At 29.1% G+C, this 18,852-nt stretch carries 14 protein-coding genes; 11 read left to right on the top strand and 3 right to left on the bottom strand.

The genetic code is table 11. The features are described 5' to 3' along the window. Positions 1-67: 67 nt before the first annotated feature. On the top strand, positions 68-1,207 hold the full coding sequence (locus RSF37_RS12995; RefSeq protein WP_332523648.1) for a Card1-like endonuclease domain-containing protein: 1,140 nt from the start codon (positions 68-70) through the stop codon (positions 1,205-1,207). Positions 1,208-1,229: 22 nt separating this feature from the next. On the opposite strand, the gene RSF37_RS12990 is transcribed toward RSF37_RS12995, so the two are convergent. Further along, the gene (locus RSF37_RS12990; RefSeq protein ID WP_332523647.1) at positions 1,230-2,123 is read right to left on the bottom strand and encodes a phosphatidylserine decarboxylase; all 894 of its coding nucleotides are present in this window, start codon (positions 2,121-2,123) and stop codon (positions 1,230-1,232) included. Positions 2,124-2,366: 243 nt separating this feature from the next. On the opposite strand from RSF37_RS12990, the gene RSF37_RS12985 reads away from it, so the two are divergent. From RSF37_RS12985 to RSF37_RS12955, 7 genes are all read left to right on the top strand, one after another. Continuing rightward, positions 2,367-4,121, top strand: a complete 1,755-nt coding sequence (locus RSF37_RS12985; RefSeq protein ID WP_332523646.1) for a ferredoxin hydrogenase — start codon at positions 2,367-2,369, stop codon at positions 4,119-4,121. A 74-nt stretch (positions 4,122-4,195) separates the two neighbouring features. After that, a complete protein-coding gene (locus RSF37_RS12980) occupies positions 4,196-4,984 on the top strand; it encodes an HAD-IIB family hydrolase (protein ID WP_332523645.1) in 789 nt (262 codons plus the stop codon). A 120-nt stretch (positions 4,985-5,104) separates the two neighbouring features. Beyond that, entirely contained in the window at positions 5,105-6,589 is a 1,485-nt protein-coding gene (gene wsfD, locus RSF37_RS12975; RefSeq protein WP_332523644.1) for a glycan biosynthesis hexose transferase WsfD, read from the top strand. A gap of 1 nt (position 6,590) precedes the next feature. Continuing rightward, positions 6,591-7,442 (top strand): GGDEF domain-containing protein, encoded by an 852-nt coding sequence (locus tag RSF37_RS12970; protein ID WP_332523643.1) that lies wholly within the window; start codon positions 6,591-6,593, stop codon positions 7,440-7,442. Further along, on the top strand, positions 7,432-8,787 hold the full coding sequence (locus tag RSF37_RS12965; RefSeq protein ID WP_332564814.1) for a DUF2334 domain-containing protein: 1,356 nt from the start codon (positions 7,432-7,434) through the stop codon (positions 8,785-8,787). Before RSF37_RS12970 ends, RSF37_RS12965 begins: the two co-directional genes overlap by 11 nt. Before the next feature lie 10 nt (positions 8,788-8,797). Continuing rightward, positions 8,798-10,048: a glycosyltransferase gene (locus RSF37_RS12960; protein WP_332523641.1), complete on the top strand. Its 1,251-nt coding sequence runs from the start codon at positions 8,798-8,800 to the stop codon at positions 10,046-10,048. A 15-nt stretch (positions 10,049-10,063) separates the two neighbouring features. Next, on the top strand, positions 10,064-12,262 hold the full coding sequence (locus RSF37_RS12955) for a cellulose biosynthesis cyclic di-GMP-binding regulatory protein BcsB (protein WP_332523640.1): 2,199 nt from the start codon (positions 10,064-10,066) through the stop codon (positions 12,260-12,262). Positions 12,263-12,321: 59 nt separating this feature from the next. Here the strand turns inward: RSF37_RS12955 and RSF37_RS12950 are convergent, their stop codons facing one another. Then, a complete protein-coding gene (locus tag RSF37_RS12950; protein WP_332523639.1) occupies positions 12,322-13,911 on the bottom strand; it encodes an ABC-F family ATP-binding cassette domain-containing protein in 1,590 nt (529 codons plus the stop codon). Between the two features lie 507 nt (positions 13,912-14,418). Here RSF37_RS12950 and RSF37_RS12945 point away from each other — a divergent pair. From RSF37_RS12945 to RSF37_RS12935, 3 genes are read left to right on the top strand one after another with little or no spacing between them, the layout of a single operon-like run. Beyond that, a complete protein-coding gene (locus RSF37_RS12945) occupies positions 14,419-15,729 on the top strand; it encodes a sodium-dependent transporter (RefSeq protein ID WP_332523638.1) in 1,311 nt (436 codons plus the stop codon). 49 nt (positions 15,730-15,778) lie between these two features. Beyond that, positions 15,779-16,093: a YbjQ family protein gene (locus RSF37_RS12940; protein WP_332523637.1), complete on the top strand. Its 315-nt coding sequence runs from the start codon at positions 15,779-15,781 to the stop codon at positions 16,091-16,093. A 20-nt stretch (positions 16,094-16,113) separates the two neighbouring features. Further along, the gene (locus RSF37_RS12935; RefSeq protein WP_332523636.1) at positions 16,114-17,028 is read left to right on the top strand and encodes a CPBP family intramembrane glutamic endopeptidase; all 915 of its coding nucleotides are present in this window, start codon (positions 16,114-16,116) and stop codon (positions 17,026-17,028) included. Between the two features lie 64 nt (positions 17,029-17,092). Here RSF37_RS12935 and RSF37_RS12930 read toward each other — a convergent pair whose 3' ends face one another. After that, on the bottom strand, positions 17,093-18,499 hold the full coding sequence (locus RSF37_RS12930) for a C69 family dipeptidase (protein ID WP_332523635.1): 1,407 nt from the start codon (positions 18,497-18,499) through the stop codon (positions 17,093-17,095). Positions 18,500-18,852: the final 353 nt, after the last annotated feature.

Here is an 18,852-nt window from a genome sequence, read left to right as displayed (position 1 = left end):
TAATGAATTAAATAAATATTAAAAGGGAAAATTAACTGTAGTATGAAAAGGTAAGGGAGATTATCTTATGAAAGAAAGCACCTTAGTTACAATTTTAGGAGAACATAATGAAAGTGGATTAATATTAGCAAATAAATATAATTTTAAAAGCATTATAATACTTACTAAGGAAAAACAGGAAGAAGATAAAGCTTTAAAATTAAAAGAAGTTTATTTAAGTAAAAACAGCAATAATAATATTGATATTGTTTTTAAAGATTATGAGAAATTTATAAATGATAGTAAAGATCATAAGTTAACAATAAACTTAACGTTAGATAATACACTTAAAGCATTAAAGTTACTTAATTTATGTAATATTACAGGAAATTATGGGGTATATGTTGATATAACAGCTAAAAATGAGTATTGGTTTAATAAAGATATGGAAGTATTAAAAGAGGAGCCTATTGATTTAGATATAAATGATATTTTTGAAGCATCAGGAAATAATATAATAGCTCATGAATGCAAATATCAAAAGGATGAGTGTATATTAGAACTTGCTAAAGTAATACATAATAACTTAGAGCTTTGGCACAAATATAAGCAAAGACTTTATGATAATAGCTTATTTGAACATGACTATATGAATAGTACACTAATCCATATAAATAAAGAAGGCTTAGATAATGAAGAAAAGATGCTTTTAGAAAAAATATTAAAAAGATTAAAAGAACTTAAATTAATAGAAATTGAAGAGGATAAGAAGCTCCATATTAAATTATTAAATGAATATATTAAAGGATTCATTTTTAAAAGTGGAACATGGCTTGAAGTATTAACTGAAAGCATTGTAAGTGAAATTGAGTCAGTGGATGAAGTTAAGAGTGGAGTAGTATTTTTATGGAACAATGATAAAAATAATATAAAAAATGAATTAGATGTAGTTGCAGTTAAGGACTCTACTATAGTTTGTATATCATGTAAAGATAGTGCTAAATATGATGAAAATGCCTTAAATGAATTAGAAGTTTATAGCAATAAAATTGGGGGAGAAAATGCAAAAAAAATATTAGTAGCAACAAAACAACCTTTAAAGGCATCTGTTGTAGATAGAGCAAAAGAAATGGGTATATACTTAGTAATAGTAGATAATGATATAAATATTTTCAAAAAAACATTAGAATTAATAATAAATAAGAAAGAGCTCAAGAATAATTCTTGAGCTCTTTCCTATTTCGTAATTATTATTTTAATACTTTAGTACCTATTTTTTCGCCCATAAGCACTTTAGTTTCATAACCTAATTTAGTTTGCTCTACAATATCTTCATCAATTTTTACAATATCTTTTTTTAAGAATAATATTACAGTTGATCCACCAAACTTGAAGTAGCCTTTTTCAGCACCTTTAGTAACTCTTTTTCCTTCAGGGCAACTTTGTATTATACTACCAACACAAGTAGCTCCAACTTCAACATATAGCACATCATCAAAATTATCAGATTTAAATAGAGACCATTCTCTTTTGTTTTGACAAAATAATTTTGGAATTTTATCAACAGCAACAGGATTTACAGAGTAATAGTTTCCTTTTATACGATGTAATTTTCCTGAAACTCCAGAATCAATAAAATGATATCTATGATAATCAGTAGGACACAGTCTAAATATTAAACAGCTTCCCCCTTGATACTCACTAGCAATTTTTTGATCCCCTAGTAATTCACATAAACTATAAGTAATACCTTTAACTTGAACAAGGTTTTCCATATCTATATTTTCGTATGCAAAAACTCTACCATCAACTGGAGATACTAAAATATTATTAGAGTAATCAATTGGTCTTGCATTAGGAAGTACAGTTCTCGCAAAGAAATCATTAAATGTAGTGAACTCTGAGACTGGCTTAGAATATATATCCATATCAATATTAAAGTCTTCAATAAACGGCGGTATTTTCTTTGTGCTTGATTTAGTATCACAGAAAAATCCGTAAACCTTAGAACAAAGCTTCTTCTTAAACAGTAATTCAGTTAACCTTTTACCGGCAGGTGATTCATAACACCAATCTAAATATTTTTTACCAGCAACTTTTTCTTCATCGTATGATTTTGTAGTTCTATTGTATACAAGTATCATTATTTGCTCCTTTTTGTTAATATTTTAGGAATTTTCATATTAAAAGTATAGTTGAAAGTAATAAGGAATGCAAGTTATAGGAAATTCTAATTGATATTGTGGTTGTAATAGGGTAAAATTTAAATTGTATGATAAATATATAGGCTGTTGAAAATGAAATTTATATGGAAACATTAGTTAAAAAAATAACAAAGTTTTCTTAAAGAGGATTTTAATTTATATTATGGAGGTACGTCTTTTAGGATGAAAAATTTAGTTATTAATGAAAAAGAGATCCAAGTTGCTGAAGGTACTACTATACTTGAAGCGGCAAGAGCAAATGGAATTGATGATATTGCTACTCTTTGCTATTTAAAAGAATGCGGTAACGTTGGAAAATGTGGAGTTTGTGCAGTTGAGGTTGAAGGTAAACCAAATCTTGTGCTAGCATGTCTTGCAAAAGTAGAAGACGGTATGGTTGTTAAAACTAATACTGAAAAAGTTCAAGAGAGAGTAAAAGCAAGAGTTTCAACTTTACTAAACAAACATGAATTCAAATGTGGTCCATGTTCAAGAAGAGAAACTTGTGAGTTCTTAAAATTAGTTATAAAGAGCAAAGGAAGAGCAACAACACCTTTCTTACCAAAAGATAAGAGTGAATTTGTTGATGAAAGAAGTGCATCAATAACTATAGATAGATCAAAATGTGTACTTTGTGGAAGATGCCAATCAAGCTGTAAAGTTAAATCAGGTACAGAAGCTATTAAGATAGCTAACTTTGATGGAACAAGAATGGTAGCACCAACTGATAATAAATGTTTTGATGATACAAACTGTTTATTATGTGGTCAATGCGTATCAGCATGCCCAGTTGCAGCTTTAGAAGAAAAGTCACACATAGAAAGAGTTGAAGAAGCTCTATTAGATCCAGAAAAGCACGTAATAGTTGCTATGGCTCCAGCTGTAAGAACATCAATGGGTGAATTATTCAAAATGGGTTACGGGGTTGACGTAACAGGTAAGCTATATACTGCATTAAGAGAAGTAGGATTCGATAAAGTATTCGATATTAACTTTGGTGCTGATATGACTATAATGGAAGAAGCTACTGAACTTATTCAAAGAATAAATGCAGGTGGTCCATTCCCAATGCTTACATCATGTTGTCCAGCTTGGGTAAGACAAGTAGAAAATTATTACCCAGAACTTATTGATAATTTATCATCAGCGAAGTCACCACAACAAATATTTGGTGCTGCATCTAAGACATATTACCCACAAATAGCTGATATAGATCCTAAAAAGGTATTTACAGTAACAGTTATGCCTTGTACAGCTAAAAAATATGAAGCGGACAGACCAGAAATGGAAAACGACGGAATAAGAAATATAGACGCTGTTATAACAACAAGAGAATTAGCTAAGATGATTAAAGGAAGAAAGATTGACTTTGCGAAACTTGAAGATGGCGTTCAAGATCCAGCTATGGGTGAATATACAGGTGCTGGAGCTATCTTTGGAGCAACTGGTGGAGTTATGGAAGCTGCTATAAGAACAGCTAAGGACTTTGTTGAAAAGAAAGATTTTGAAAGTATAGAATACGCAGAAGTTAGAGGACTTGATGGAATCAAAGAAGCTACAATAAACATAGCTGGAACTGATTATAATCTAGCTGTAATAAACGGTTCTTCAAATCTTTTTGAATTCATTGAAAGCGGAAGAATGAAGGAAAAAGATTATCACTTTATCGAAGTAATGGCATGTCCAGGTGGATGCGTAGACGGTGGTGGTCAACCACACGTAAGCGCATTAGATAGAGAAAAAATTAATGTAAGAGCTGTAAGAGCATCTGTACTATATAATCAAGATAAGAACTTCAAGAAGAGAAAATCTCATAAAAATGAAGCTCTATTAAAGATGTATGAAAACTACATGGGTGAACCAGGTCATGGAAGAGCGCATGAGTTATTACATCTTAAGTATAAGAAAAAAGATAAAAAATCAGAAGAAATTGTATAGCATTATACAATAATCTACATTTTTAATAAATCTCATGCTATATTTAGTATGAGATTTATTTTTTTGGAGGTATTATGAAGATATTAGCAAGTGACTTTGACGGAACACTGTGTGTAGAGGGGAAAATAGACAAAAAGGATATAGAAGGAATAAAAAAATTAAGAAAAGAGGGTCATAAGTTTATTGTATCAACAGGAAGAACTTTAATTGGGATGCAAGAAGCTATTGATAAGTATTCAATAGAATTTGATTACTTAGTTTTATGTAATGGGGCTTTAATATTAGATAAAGACTTAAAAGTTATTGAAAATAACTTAGTGGATTTTAGCGACGTAAAAAAGATTATAGAAGAGTTTTCAGGTAAAGAAGATACTATGATTTACTTTGATAATGGAAATGGTATGAATCTTATTAAAAACCCAAGAGTTGACATGAATAAATTAGAATTCTTTTCAGAACTGAAGGTTATCATAAGTAGTAAAGAGGATATTTTAAATTTAAAAAGTGGGGCACTTATTGTGGGAGTATTCGCACCAAGTGGATCTGTAGAAAAAGCAGAAGAAATAAGAAATAAACTTTTACATATGTTTGGAGATAAACTTAGTATATTTAGAAATCAATTCTTTGTTGATATAGTTTCTAAAGGATGTTCTAAAGGAAATGGTTTATCAAAAGTACTTAAATTAGAAAATAAAGATTTTAGTGACATATATACTGTTGGAGATTCGTTTAATGATGTTTCTATGTTTGATATAACTGAAAATAGTTATACTTTTAATAGAGCAGAAGAAGGAATTAAGAAATATGCAAAGAATCATATAGATTTTGTTCATGAAGTAGTAGATAAATTAATTAAATCATAAAAGTTATTAAGAAAGAAAGTTAATTTATAAAAATTAACTTTCTTTTAAATATATACATAATTAGGCAAAAGCATATGAAAAGATAGTATTATTTATATAGGAAGGAGATGGTATATATTAGTGAAAAAGGTTAAAGTTATAATAGATAAATTAGATAAGAAACTTTTGAAAGTTAATTTTCCAATATTAGCAGTTATTCTTGTCATGCTTATTGGGTCTGTTACTTTATTTGTAAAACCTATTGTTGGAATGGCAAATAACGGAGATTTCTATAGAATTATTAGTCAAAATGATTTACACTACTTAGACGATAATCCAGCTCATACAGAAGATAACTTCTTTAATTATTTTCAAAAGGATTATGGTATAAATCAATTCTATAATGATGCTCCTAAAATGCTTATATCAACTCAATCTCTTTTTATAAAACCAGCTATTATTTTAAGTGAATTAGTAACAGGAAATAACCAAGTATTTGATATTAGGTTTTTAGCTTTAATACTTTTAGTATTTCATGCTATAGCAGCCTACTTATTAGTAAAGGTATTTACAAGTGAAGTTAAAAAGCCAATTTCTAAGCTAATAATAACTTTATTATATATATTCATATTTATGGATACTGGATATATAGCATATTTTAACTCTTTTTATGGAGAAGGTGTTAATATACCATTTTTCTTACTGAGCGTAGGAATATTATTATATATGATAAAATTTGATAAGTTTACATGGTATAACTTAATTGCATTTTTAATAGCATCATTTATATTCTTTGGAGCAAAGCAACAGCTAGCACCAACAGGAATACTATTAGCTATACTAATGTGGAGAATAATTTGTTACACTGATAAAAAATGGATGAAAGTAATGTCTATTGGGATGATTATTACTTTCGTTATTGGTGCAGGGTTTTTCTATAAATCAATAAAGGGTGATTTTGATTACATAAATAGATATCATGCATTAAACAGAGGGATACTACTTTATGAGGGAGATCCAGATGAAATACTTAAAGATATGAATATAAATGAGCAATATTCATTACTTGAAAATACAATATTTTTTGTGGATGTATCTCAAATTGATTTAAGGGATAGAGATTTAGTTAAAGAATATTATAATCATTTTACAGTTGGAGACATTGTGAAATACTATGCGTTACATCCAAGCAGCATGATGAAAATGATAAAGATAGGATTTTCAAATGCTTATTATATAAGACCTCATACTCAAGGAAACTATGAAAAGAGTGCATGGTATGAGCCAGGAGCAAAATCATATTTCTTTAGTGGATGGAGCTTATTTAAATCTGATGTATTACCACATAACTTTTTAGCTTCAATGGCTTATTTAGGTGTTTTCTTTTACTATTCAGTGAAGAGATATAAAAAAGCAATGGATATTGGAGATGATAATGATTGTTTAATGGAAGAAGCATTTTTATATATTTTTTTAGTTGGTCTTTTCCAAATAGCAACATCATTAATTGGTGCAGGAGATGCAGATCTTTCAAAGCATGAATTTATGTATAACATGTCATGGGATATGATGTTTTTATATTTCATAGTAAATGTACTTAAGAAGAGAGATGAGAAGGAGGTATAATATGGGTTCATTAGACATAAGAAAAAGGCTAGATATTACGGTAACTATTTTAATTGCTTTTTTCTTTTCTATAGTGATAGTATTCAATTCATTAAAATTTGAAAAGAATTTTGAAAATTATATTATGTTTTTAGCTCTAATAGTAATAATGGTAGTTTCATACTATACAACAATTACTCTAGCGCTAATATTAACTCTTATAATAGAATTCGCATATATAAGCGTAAAATTATATTCTAGTATAGGTGGGGTTAGTACAATAACTAGTAGTACTTATTTTTGGATTGTAGTAATTATTGTAGCAGCGCTTATTACATCAACATTATCTAAACAGATATATGAACTACAAAAACAATTAAGTGATTTAAAAGTGAAGAATGATACTCTTGTAATGATTGATCATGAAACAGGACTTAGAAATACAAGAGCATTTATGAATGAGATGCCAATCTATATAAGTATGACTAAGAGGCATAAAGATCTACCTGTAACTCTTATGGTAGTAAATATAAAGTATAGTGATAGGTTAAGAAAGCTTATAGGCGATGATAAATATGAAGAAATACTAATTTCAGTGTCATCAAGAATAGAAAGCTTATTAAGAGATGAGGATAGAAAATATATATTAAACGACTCAACTTTTGCTTATATATTAATTGCACCAAGAGAAGGTGCAGAAATAGTTAAGAACAGGCTTAAAGAGGATATAAGTAAAATAGCTTTAGATAAAAATAGCATGCTAGGTGGCATAAATTTAGAAATACAGGTTGGATTTGAAACTTGGAATGATAAGATTCAAGATGCAACAGATTTCTTAAATAAAGCAGAGTCTGCAGGTGAGTATGATGTATAAAAAATATATAAAAAATATATTTTTTATACTATTTTCATCTATTTTGATTATAACAATAAATAATACTAATGCTTATGCAGATAGTAAAAAGGATAAAATATTGCTACTATATGATGCTTACAAAGAATATGGAAGCAATGATAATACATTAAGTTATGTAAACAACATGGCTATATCTACAGGAAGTGAAGTAGATATATTAAATATTCAAAGTTATAAAAAAGGTGTTATAAACGATTATAAAAAGATAATTGTACTTTCTAACAAAGAAAACACCATAAATGGAGTGTTAGGAAGTGATATACAAAACTTTAATGGGAATATATTTTGGATAGGAGATAATTATGATAACTTCAAGAATAAGAAAAATATAAGTTATATTAGTGAAAGCAACTTATATAGTAATAGTCAAAGTAAGTTATTTAGTGCACTTGGATATGGAAAAGATTTAAAAAATAAAAAGTATCTTTTAATTGATAACGTAACACCGTTTATAGAGTTAAATGATTTAGTAAACAAAATAGATTATTTATATAATAATGGAATTCAATTTATAATAAGTGCAATTCCGGTATTTGAAAATGCAGACTTTAATTCCATGAAGAGATTTACTGAAGTTTTAAGATATGCTGAATCTAGAGGTGGAACTATAGTAATGCATGGTCCATATTTACAAAATAAAGATGCACCAGCAAATGATATTACATCTGCAATAATGATTGGTTATCAAAACTATTTGAATTACTGGGTGTATCCAGTAGCTTTAGATATGCCACAATCATTTTTGTATAGAGATGATATGAAACCATTTTTAAAGAAATATAACACAGTATTTCTACAGGAGAATAAAGATGTAGGAATACTTGATTTTGGAGCTTTTAAAAATAATCAATTCAATAATGTAATACAGAAAATTAATTATAAAAATATAAATAACAGTGATTACAAAGACTTTCAGAATATTGCAGTATCAATAGATAATAAAATTCCATACAAAGAATTTATGGATATTGTAAATGGTATAACTGATAAAGAGATATACTTTAATAATCCGAGTTATATAAATGCAAAAGTAACAATAAATGGTGAGGTACTTACAGCTGGAGGAACTGGAATTTACTTAAATAATAATCCAGTGACACAAAATACTTTTATAAATAATAAAGAATTTGAAAAAGCTATTTCGAAAAATGATAAAGAAAATAACGTAGAAAAAAAACAAGATACAATAAATATTTCAAAACCAAGAAAAGTAGTAGTAGCTATAGCATCTATAGTATGTATCATTTTCCTTGTAATAGTAATTTTAAGTAGAAAGATAGACAAAAGAAAATACTTCAAATAAGGAGAATACAATGGATATATTCGATTATTTAGCTATATATGCATTAGTTGTAATATGGATAATAATATTTATTAACGTAGTTTTAGTAATTGCAGGTTATGTGTACTATACGAAGATAGAGAAGATTACAATGGAAGAGGAACTAGATGAATACCCGTTTGTATCGGTTATGGTACCAGCCCATGATGAAGCTATAGTAATAGAGAAGACTGTGCAGTCTTTATTAAATTTAGATTATCCAAATGACAGATATGAAATTATAGTTATAAATGATAATTCAAGTGATAATTCACATGAAATTTTAACTAATATGCAGAAAAAAAATCCTGATAGAAATTTAATTGTAATAAGCACTGATAGTACAAATGGTGGTAAAGGTAAATCTAATTCCCTCAATATAGGATTTGGTAAGAGTAAAGGAGAAATTCTTGCAATTTATGATGCAGATAACACTCCAGAACGAAAAGCTTTAAAGTATTTAGTTCAAACTCTTATTAAAGATGATGGACTTGGAGCTGTAATTGGTAAGTTTAGATGTAGAAATAAAAGCAGAAATTTGCTAACAAGATTTATAAATATAGAGACATTAACATATCAGTGGATGGCACAGGCTGGAAGGTGGCAACTTTTAAATTTATGTACTATTCCAGGAACAAACTTCGTAATACGAAGAAGCATAATTGAAGAAATGGGTGGATGGGACACTAAAGCAATAACAGAAGATACAGAAATAAGTTTTAGAATGTATAGAATGGGATACAAAATAAAATTTATGCCTCTTGCTGTTACATGGGAGCAAGAACCTCAAACATTAAGTGTTTGGATGAGGCAAAGGACGAGATGGGCAAAGGGAAATACGTATGTTGTAATAAAGAATTTCAAATATTTATTTGCAAGGGATGCAGGTGTAACTAGGTTTGACATATTATATTATGCAACAACATACTTTTTATTCTTATCAGCAAGTATAATATCAGATGGTATATTCATATTAGGAATGGCCGGAGTTATACACCTCCATTTAAGTGGATATGGAGTACTTTTATGGATAGTTGCAATAATTATGTTTATTCTATCTATAATGGTTGCAATATCAACGGAAAAGGGTGAACTTACGTTTAGAAATATATGTGTAATATTCCTTATGTACTTTATATATTGTAAGCTATGGGAAGTAGTTGCTATATTAGGGGTTTACAACTATATAGTAGATATAATATTCAAAAGAAAAGTTAAATGGTATAAGACACAAAGATTTTAGGAGGAGGAGTTTCCTATGAGAAATAATAAAATATTAAAGTTTTTTGCGACGATAATGATAGTATTTAGCTTTGTATTTTTACTTCAATTTAATATAAATAGTAAAAAAGCAGAAGCAGCGCCTAAGGATAATAAAGTAACAAATGAATTGAGTCAAAAAACTTTTAATATTGATTCAGATGTTGTTTTTAAAGGAGTTTTTTCATCACATAGTTGGTTCTTTGATGTAGATAAGTGGTGGAACACTGAAGAGGTTCAAGGAGAAATTACATTTAGTATAAATCAAGTAATTCAGAAGGGAGTTCAAACTTATTTAACTTTTTCAGTTAATGATATTCCTTTTAAATCACAGGAGATAGCGTATAACGATAAAGAGGAAAGGCAGACTGTAAAGTTTACTATTCCAAAAAAGTTATTTAAAGAAGGTAGCAATAAATTTACTATAAATGCTTATGCTAGAGTTACAGGTCTTCCATGTGTAGATGATGTAAATTCAGCTAACTGGCTTGATATATTTAAAGATTCTAAAGTTGTAGTTAAGTATAAGGATATTAATGCAAATAATGAAATTGCTAATTTTCCCTATCCTTTCTTAAAACAAAATGATAGTAAAAATCCTGGGACAGCTATTGTAATACCAGATAAATATACTGATAGTGATATGTCATCAGCTCTAATGATGAATGCATACCTTAGCAGTATTTATAAAAATGGTGATTATAATGGAGCAATAATAAAATATTCAGATATTAATAAGTATAAAGACTATAATTATATATATATAGGTGAGAAAAATACATTGCCTAATGAACTTAAATCGCAATTTGATGGAATTGATGAGGGGAATTTTAAAGATGGTGCACTCATTAAAATTATAAATTCACCTTATTCAAAAAATGAGAATACAAAAGTATTATCTATAGTTTCAGAAAATAGTGAAATGATGACAAAGGCAACTAAATTTATGATGAATAAAAATTTAGTAGGGCAAGTGTTTCAAGATAAATATATAGTGGATGGAAATACTGAAGAATTAGATAAGGCTTACGAACCAGCAGATGAAGTAACATTTAAAGATCTTGGATATGATGATATTTTATTAAAAGGTCCATTTAGAAGAACTGCAAATTTAAGTTATTATATGCCAAAGAACAAGGTTCTAGCGAATGGTGGAAAAATAAAATTAAATATGAGATATGCGGAAAATTTAGATTTTAATAGATCATTAGTTACTGTATACATTAATGACGTGCCAATAGGAAGTAAAAAACTTACTAAAGAGAATGCAAACGGGGATAGTGTAGAACTTTCAATACCTAGTGATGTTAAAGATACAAGTTTCCTTAATATCCAAATTGCTTTTGATTTAGAGATGGAAGGACAATGGTGTCAAAAGAGAGAAGAACAGACACCTTGGGCAGTAGTTACTGGAGATTCATATATGTATCTTCCAAATTCAGAAGAATTAAACTATTACTTTAATAAGTATCCAAATCCATTTATGAAGAATAACCAGCTAAATGATACATTAATAGTTACTCCAAATAATATGACATCAGAAGATATGACAGCTATAGGAAATATGGTTTCATATTGGGGTAAAGACTTAAAGTATAATAACGGTAAGCTTATAGTTAAAAATGGATCAGAGAATTTAGATAATGATAAGAAAAATCATAATATTGTTGTCTATGGAACACCAGATAATAATCCATTTATAAAGGGATTAAATAAAGATTTATGGTTTAAGTATAATGATGATTATAAGAGCTTTGAATCAAATGAGAAACTATATTTAACATCACCTTTTAATGCTGAGATGACAACTTATCAGTTATGTGAATCACCATTTAATAGTGAATTTGGAATGTTAGTACTAACATCACCAGATAATAATTTATTAAATGAATCTGTTAATTATCTTTTATCAACAGATAAAGCCTTTGGACTTAGTGGAGATTCAGAAGTTATAGATAAATTCGGTAACGTAAAGAGCTTTACAATGAAAGCGCCAAAAGATAAGCCTGTATTTGAGCAGATAAATGGTATGAATAAGGAACAAAAAGGACTTATGATAACCTTAGTAGTAATGTTTATATTAATAATACTTTCAATAGCATTATTTGCATATAAGTATAGAAAACTAGACGGAAAGAAAGATCATAATAAGAGCACTATGGAAAATAAATTTAAAGATTTATTTAAAAGGAAATAAAAGAAAGCCCTAAAGTCAAATTAATGACTTTAGGGCTTTTACTTATATTATAAACTAAATTATTTTACTGTTTCTAAGTATTCGTCATAAGACATAGCCTTATCAACTAAAGTACCATCTTCCTGTATGTTGAAGATTCTGTTTGCTATAGTTTGAACGAACTCATGGTCATGTGATGCAAATAATATAACGCTCTTAAAGTCTTTAAGACCATTATTTACAGCAGTAATTGACTCAAGGTCTAAATGGTTAGTAGGTTGGTCTAACATTAATACATTCGCATTTGAAAGCATCATTCTAGATAACATACATCTAACCTTTTCTCCTCCTGAAAGAACTGAAGCTTCTTTTAATGCTTCTTCTCCTGAGAATAGCATTCTTCCAAGGAATCCTCTTATATAACTTTCAGATTTTTCATCTGAGTATTGTCTAAGCCAATCAACTAGTGAAAGGTTGCAGTCATTAAAGAATTCTGAGTTATCTTTAGGGAAGTATGAAGTTGATATAGTAACGCCCCATTTGAACTCACCACTATCTGGCTCCATTTCTCCGCTTAATATTTTAAATAATGTAGTGATAGCAATTTCGTTATCACCAATTAAAGCGATTTTATCATCTTTATTAAGTCTGAAGCTAACGTTATCTAAAACTTTAACTCCATCTATAGTTTTACTTAAGCCTTCAACAACTAATATGTCATTACCAACTTCTCTTTCAGGTTTGAATCCAACGAATGGATATCTTCTAGTTGATGGTTGGATATCATCTAGTGAAATCTTATCTAATGATTTCTTTCTTGAAGTCGCTTGCTTAGATTTTGAGGCATTAGCACTAAATCTAGCAATGAAGTCTTGAAGTTCCTTAATCTTTTCTTCTTTTTTCTTGTTTTGGTCTTTAGCCATTTGAAGAGCTAATTGACTTGATTCATACCAGAAATCATAGTTACCAGCAAAAATCTTAATCTTACCAAAGTCAACATCAGCAATATTAGTACAAACTTTGTTTAAGAAGTGTCTATCATGGGATACTACGATAACAGTTCCATCAAAGTTTATTAAGAATTCTTCAAGCCAGTTAATAGATTTAATATCTAAATGGTTTGTAGGCTCATCTAGTATAAGAATTCCAGGGTTACCGAATAATGCTTGAGCTAATAGAACTTTAATCTTCTCTGCACCAGTTAATTCTGAAATCTTTTTATAGTGCATATCAGTAGTAATTCCAAGTCCTTGAAGTAATGATGAAGCTTCTGATTCAGCTTCCCATCCATTAAGGTCAGCAAATTCACCTTCAAGTTCTGAAGCTTTTATTCCATCCTCATCAGTAAAGTCAGGTTTTGCATATAATGCATCCTTTTCTTTCATGATCTTATATAATCTTTCATTACCCATTATTACTGTTTCTAAAACTTCGAACTCATCGTATTGATAGTGGTCCTGTTTTAAAACAGACATTCTTGTATTTGCGGCAATTGAGATATCTCCAGTATTTGCTTCTACTTCTCCAGAAAGAATCTTTAAAAAGGTACTCTTACCAGCACCATTAGCTCCAATTACGCCATAACAATTTCCAGCAGTGAACTTTAAGTTAACATCTTCGAAAAGCTTACGTCCACCATATCTTAAACTAACATTTGATACAGTTATCAATATTATTCTACCTCATTTCATAAATATATTTATTTGCCTATTATAACATATAAATTAAAAAAAATACCATAACAAAATAAACATTAAGTAATATGGTCTAAAACTGTCGAATTTATACGACATATAAAGGAAGGAAAAGAATAATTTTTATTGACAAAGATTTTAAAATGATGGTAAAATATAGCTTATAAAGAAGTAGGTTGGGAGAATGGTCATGAAAAATTGCATTAACTTAAGATTTATTAAAAAAGTTAATATGGCATATTACTGTAACTATTATAGATAAAGTTTGTATTTATAAATATTATAGATGCAAACTTTGTGAAAGCATTTGTTTGTATCTATGATGGTTAGGGTTCTAATGACTTGTTCGGAATTCATATATTAGCCACATAGGAGAAAATTACTATGTGGTATTTTTAATTTTAAGAGTAATACCGCATAGGATGAAAATCCATATGTGGTTTTTTTTATGTTTATAAATAGTAGTACAGGAGGAATAGTAGGATGAAAAGAGAAAAATTTGGAAGTAGAGCAGGCTTTGTACTTTCGTGTATAGGAGCTGCAATAGGACTCGGGAACATATGGATGTTTCCTTACAGGTTAGGACAGTACGGAGGAGCAGCGTTTTTGATACCATACTTTATATTCGTATTTTTACTTGGTACAGTTGGTCTTATGACTGAATTTGCTTTTGGAAGAAAGTTTAAAGGAGGTTCATCAACTGGTATAAGAAAAATATTAGAAGAAAAAAAGATTAAAGGAAGCAAAATTATTTCAGTAATTCCAGCTATAGGTCTTATGGGTGTATTTATGTTTTATAACGTTGTTGTAGGCTGGATTATAAAATATTTTGGAATGAGTGTAACTGGAGAGGTTAATAAGGTTAATATTAGTACATTTTTCGATTCTTTTGCAGGGAGTAGTAGTACAGTAGTTTTCAACTTAATAGCAATAGCATTAACACTTGGTATTGTTTATTTAGGAGTATCAAAGGGAATCGAAAATATAAATAAAATCATAATGCCAGCACTGTTTGTAATATTTATATTACTTGCAATAAGGTCACTTACATTACAAGGAGCTGGAGAAGGCGTTAAATACTTATTAACTCCTAACTGGAGCTTCCTTTTAAAGCCTGAAACTTGGGTTATGGCATTAGGACAGGCATTCTTTACAGTATCACTCAATGGATGCGGTATGGTTGTTTATGGTAGCTATATTGATAATAAATTTGATATACCAAAATCAGCATTTAGTACAGCAATCTTAGATACATCAGCAGCATTATTAGTTTCTTTTGTAATAATGCCAGCAGTATTTGCATTTGGGTTAGATCCACAAGCAGGGCCACCATTGTTATTTATAACAATGCCAACAATATTTAAAGCTATGCCAGGTGGGCATATACTAAGTATAATATTCTTCTTAAGTATATTATTTGCTGCAATAAGTTCATCAATTAACATGCTTGAAGGTCCAGTTGAAGCTTTAATGGAGAGGACTAAGCTAAGTAGAAAGAAAGCATCAATATTGCTTGCAATTATTGGATTTATTTTATCAATACCACTTAATTTAAGTATGAGCAATTTTGATAGTTTCACTAATATGATGACTGTAATAATATCACCAATTGGAGCACTTATAGTAGCAGTAGTATTTTACTATGTTTACGGTGGTAATAAGGTTTTAGAGGCAATTAATATTGGAGCAAAAAGGAAAGTTTCAAAGGGATTCTTAATTATGGGTAAGTACGTTTTCCCAATTACAACTATTGTTGTAATAATTCTTGGAATTATTTATGGAGGAATTGGATAAGATTAGTAGAATATAAATTAATGTAAGGTAAAAGTGAGGGGGAATAAATATGATTATATTAACAACGGATAATTATCCAGGAAAAAATATTGTAGAGGTTAAAGGTCTAGTTAAAGGAAGTACAGTAAAATGTAAAAATGTTGGTAGAGATATAGGATCAGCATTTAAAAATCTTGTTGGTGGAGAGATGGTTGCATACAAGGAAATGCTTGATGAATCAAGAGAAGTTGCAACAGCAAGAATGATTGAAGAGGCAGAGGGCTTAGGTGCTAATGCTATTATTTGTTTTAGAATGATGTCATCAGCAGTAGCTCAAGGTGCAGCAGAGATGGTGACATACGGAACAGCAGTTGTCGTTGAGTAATAATAAGGGGTTATTTTAAAATGAAAGATTTATTTAATGTAAATGAAGGGCTTTTTAAAAGTGCAAGAGAGGGCAAGCCATCGGGTACCGCATTCACTGTGTTACTACCGATAATAGCACAGCTTGCAACAACGCTTTTATTAATTATACCAGTAGTGATAATTCAAATATTTTTAAGTTTAAATCCAATTATACTTATGAGATATGGATTCCAAATTACACTTATTTTAAGTACTGGTGCTATGATAATTTTTTACTTCTTAATAATTAAATTTAAAGAGAAGCGAAGTATAGCATCGATTGGACTTAGTTTTAATAAGAGTACAGTATACGAATATATAAGTGGTTTCTTAATTGGAATATTGCTTATGGGAATAGTCTCAGTTTTAATAGTTGTTACAGGGAATGGAAGCTTTGAATTTAATAATAATTTAAATATGTCTTTCATAGGTCCTTTTGTAGTAGTTTTAATAGGCTGGATTATACAAGGAGCGTCAGAGGAAATAATGATGAGAGGACATATGATGCCAGTGCTTGGTAATAAATATGGACCTATTATTGGAATAATAGTATCATCAGCATACTTTGGTGCACTTCACTTAATGAATCCAGGAGTATCACCATGGTCAGTAGTTAATCTTGTTTTATTTGGTGTTTTTGCAGCTATATTTGCTATATATAAGAATAGCCTTTGGGGAGTTTGTGCACTTCATAGTGCATGGAATTTTGCTCAAGGAAATGTATTTGGATTTTTAGTGAGTGGAATGGATGCTGAAGGTGGTAAATTAATTACATCAAGAATAACTGAAAATAATATTATAAATGGTGGAGCATTTGGACCAGAAGGTGGGATAATGACAACTGTTGTACTAGCTATAGCAATTGCAGTTGTAGTATATTTACTTAGAAAGAAAAATTTAAAAAATAAAGTTTAATAATATATATAAAAACAGATTACATTAAAAATATTTTTAGTGTAATCTGTTTTTCTTATAAATTTTATAAGTTTTTATCTATATCGAAAGTTAGTTTTGAAAGATTAACGCTTTCAACTACTAATTGTCCGATGAACTTCATAGTTATTTCACGCATTTTAGCAACAGTTTCATAATTTTTCTTTGTTAAGAAGTCAGTTAATGCTTCATTTTTAAAGTTTTTACCTTCTTCATCTATTTTTGAAACTGTTCTAATTAATGTTTCACGACATTCTTTTAAGTAGTCTAAATCTGATTGTAGTAGTTTACTGTAATGACCTTCCACTAAAGCAGTTACAGTACGATACATCCAATAAGCATCATCCATATTCCATTCTAATTTTGTATTACTATAGCTTGGGTCTGTATCGTTAGCATTTCCGTAAAATGGTACGTAAGGAGTATGAGCTGGAACTCCAACGCATATCCACATTAATGCAGATAATTGTTCTGGTACAGTATTTCTAACTTGTAGAATATGAGAGTTTTGAGTACGATTCAAAGAAACTGGTCTGAATAAGTATTTTTCTTCATCTGTTCCTTTGCCATATGGATCATATTCAGTTTCATCATAATGAGAGCTTAGAATATATTGTACATCTTCTACAGAAATTTTTCTATTTGCATGGAAGATGAATGGTAAGTTACTAGAAGTTGGTTCTTGTTTAATTTCAGGGTTTAAGAATTTTTGTCCAAACCAAACTCTTGGAGTATTGTAGTGACGATCTTTTTCTGTGCTTGTCCCAAAAATTCTACGGAAGTTCCAACCAGTTAAATTTGTATTTAAATGATTTTTTTCTACGAATTCTTGAATTCCTTCTGACCACATGAAGTTTTCATGGTCATTAAAATCTACTTCTTGGATCGCTACTTGATTTGCAATTACGCAACATGAATCATCAGGTATTCTTTGAGCTACCCAGTGATGTCCTGTTACAATTGACATGTACCAAACATCATCTTTATCACTGAAAATAATACCGTTTCCTTCAGCTGAACCATGTTCTTTAATTAAATTACCTAAATATTCTACACCATGTCTAGCGGAGTGAATATAAGGAAGTACCATAAGTGTCATAGAATCTTCAGCTAATCCATCTGATAATAAAGGATCATAAGCTAATACACGTTCATTTGCATAAACACTTTCAGTAGCACTCATTCCTACGTTTTTTTCGTTGAAGCCACTTTCTCCAAAAATTCCTTCCTTTTCAGTATCTACATTTGGCACGAATTGATATCTATATGAAACCTTAGGGATCTTTGCTGTAAATCCATTTTTATTAGAGACATAAGTACCACTTTGTTCATTATTTGCCGCTTGAACATAAAATCTTTGTGGGTTATAAGGTAAAAAAGTATCATCATTTCTACCGATAATTGTTGAGCCATCAATTGAAGCTTTTTTTCCGACTAAAACAGTTGTACACATAATAAATTCCTCCTAAGTTTTTTATTAATATATCTATAATTTATATGATATACTTTAAAAAAAATTTGTAAATCAAGTAAGATTTCAACTATCAGTAGTTTAAAATGCTATTTATAACTGTTTCTATACTTTTTAAAATAGATACTACAAAAAGCTTAATGATTTATAATTAATACTTAAAATATTGTAATATTTATAAAAAATAAAAAAAGTAGGAAAATATATTTTCCTGCTTTTTTATCTATTTTCTACTATTTCAATATTATTTTGCTCAAAATAATATTTAGCTTTCCAATCAGTTTTAGACTTAATATTTTCATAAGAAGATGTACTGAATTTTTTTAATAGTTCTT

The sequence above is a fragment of the Clostridium sp. genome (assembly GCF_036643715.1).
Classification (GTDB): domain Bacteria; phylum Bacillota; class Clostridia; order Clostridiales; family Clostridiaceae; genus Clostridium.
This window is presented reverse-complemented; position numbering and strand designations above follow the sequence as displayed.

What these genes read in the sequence shown, in the direction of transcription:
- RSF37_RS12995 (WP_332523648.1), top strand. Translation starts at nt 68, where the DNA reads ATGAAAGAAAGCACCTTAGTTACAATTTTAGGAGAACATAATGAAAGT.
- RSF37_RS12990 (WP_332523647.1), bottom strand. Translation starts at nt 2,123, where the DNA reads ATGATACTTGTATACAATAGAACTACAAAATCATACGATGAAGAAAAA.
- RSF37_RS12985 (WP_332523646.1), top strand. Translation starts at nt 2,367, where the DNA reads ATGAAAAATTTAGTTATTAATGAAAAAGAGATCCAAGTTGCTGAAGGT.
- RSF37_RS12980 (WP_332523645.1), top strand. Translation starts at nt 4,196, where the DNA reads ATGAAGATATTAGCAAGTGACTTTGACGGAACACTGTGTGTAGAGGGG.
- RSF37_RS12970 (WP_332523643.1), top strand. Translation starts at nt 6,591, where the DNA reads ATGGGTTCATTAGACATAAGAAAAAGGCTAGATATTACGGTAACTATT.
- RSF37_RS12965 (WP_332564814.1), top strand. Translation starts at nt 7,432, where the DNA reads ATGATGTATAAAAAATATATAAAAAATATATTTTTTATACTATTTTCA.
- RSF37_RS12960 (WP_332523641.1), top strand. Translation starts at nt 8,798, where the DNA reads ATGGATATATTCGATTATTTAGCTATATATGCATTAGTTGTAATATGG.
- RSF37_RS12955 (WP_332523640.1), top strand. Translation starts at nt 10,064, where the DNA reads ATGAGAAATAATAAAATATTAAAGTTTTTTGCGACGATAATGATAGTA.
- RSF37_RS12945 (WP_332523638.1), top strand. Translation starts at nt 14,419, where the DNA reads ATGAAAAGAGAAAAATTTGGAAGTAGAGCAGGCTTTGTACTTTCGTGT.
- RSF37_RS12940 (WP_332523637.1), top strand. Translation starts at nt 15,779, where the DNA reads ATGATTATATTAACAACGGATAATTATCCAGGAAAAAATATTGTAGAG.
- RSF37_RS12935 (WP_332523636.1), top strand. Translation starts at nt 16,114, where the DNA reads ATGAAAGATTTATTTAATGTAAATGAAGGGCTTTTTAAAAGTGCAAGA.
- RSF37_RS12930 (WP_332523635.1), bottom strand. Translation starts at nt 18,499, where the DNA reads ATGTGTACAACTGTTTTAGTCGGAAAAAAAGCTTCAATTGATGGCTCA.